The sequence below is a fragment of the Streptomyces odontomachi genome (assembly GCF_024435355.1).
In the GTDB taxonomy this organism is placed as follows: domain Bacteria; phylum Actinomycetota; class Actinomycetes; order Streptomycetales; family Streptomycetaceae; genus Streptomyces; species Streptomyces odontomachi.
Genome location: NZ_JAMJWG010000086.1, coordinates 1 through 905, shown reverse-complemented (window position 1 = coordinate 905; position 905 = coordinate 1). Strand labels below are relative to the sequence as shown.

Annotated in this window: 1 protein-coding gene; it reads right to left on the bottom strand. The window is 68.4% G+C overall.

Going from position 1 to position 905, the window contains the following annotated elements:
• Nucleotides 1-19: 19 nt before the first annotated feature.
• Nucleotides 20-879, bottom strand: a protein-coding gene (locus NQO67_RS43490; protein ID WP_374118894.1) for an IS5 family transposase whose coding sequence is annotated in 2 segments (ribosomal slippage) — nt 20-508 and nt 511-879 — 858 coding nt in all. Because the reading frame shifts where the segments join, the coding sequence is not laid out codon by codon here.
• Between the last annotated feature and the right edge of the window lie 26 nt (nt 880-905).

Below are 905 nucleotides of genomic sequence, written 5' to 3'. Positions count from 1 at the left end.
CTAGGGCGTTTCCTTCGGATCACCTCGCCGACCAGATGAAGATGGCGGCGAGGTGTAGTCCGGCCTGGTAGATGGTGGCGGTCTTGTCGTAGCGGGTGGCTAGGCCGCGCCATTGCTTGAGCTTGTTGATGCACCGCTCGACGGTGTTCCGCTGCTTGTAGGCCTCGCGGTCGAAGGTTGGGGGACGGCCGCCGAGCCGACCGCGTCGCCTTCGGTTCGCGGCCTGGTCCGCCGGCTGCGGGATCACCGCCCGGATCTTCCGTCGCCGCAGATGAAGGCGGATCGCCCGGGACGAATACGCCTTGTCGGCCAAGACCACGTCCGGCGTGACCCTGGGGCGGCCGATCCGTCTGGGCACCCGTAGCCGGGCCATGACCTGCTCGAATGCGGGCGCGTCACCGGCCTGGCCCGGCGTGATGACGAACGCCAGCGGCCGGCAGCGACCGTCTGCGACAAGGTGGATCTTCGTGGTCAGTCCACCGCGGGAGCGGCCGAGGGCATGGTCTGCCGGCTCGCCGACCGGGGCCCCTTTTGACGGGCCCCGGCGGCGTGCTGGTGCGCACGAACGATCGTGGAGTCGACCGCGACAACCCAGTCCAGATCGCCTTCGGCGTCGGCCTGGGCAAGCAGGGCGGTGAAGATCTTCTCCCAGGTGCCATCGGCGGCCCACTTGCGCAGACGGTTGTGAGCGCCCTTCCACGAGCCGAAGTGCTCGGGCAGGTCCATCCACGGCGTACCCGTGCGGTACTTGAACGCGATCGCGTCGATCACCTGCCGGTGATCACGCCACCGCCCACCCCGCCGAGGCGTCCGGTCCGGCAGCAACGGCTCGATACGCGCCCACTGCGCGTCGGTTAAGGCCACACCCAGACCAACGATCCGATGATCTGAAAGAAACGGCCTAG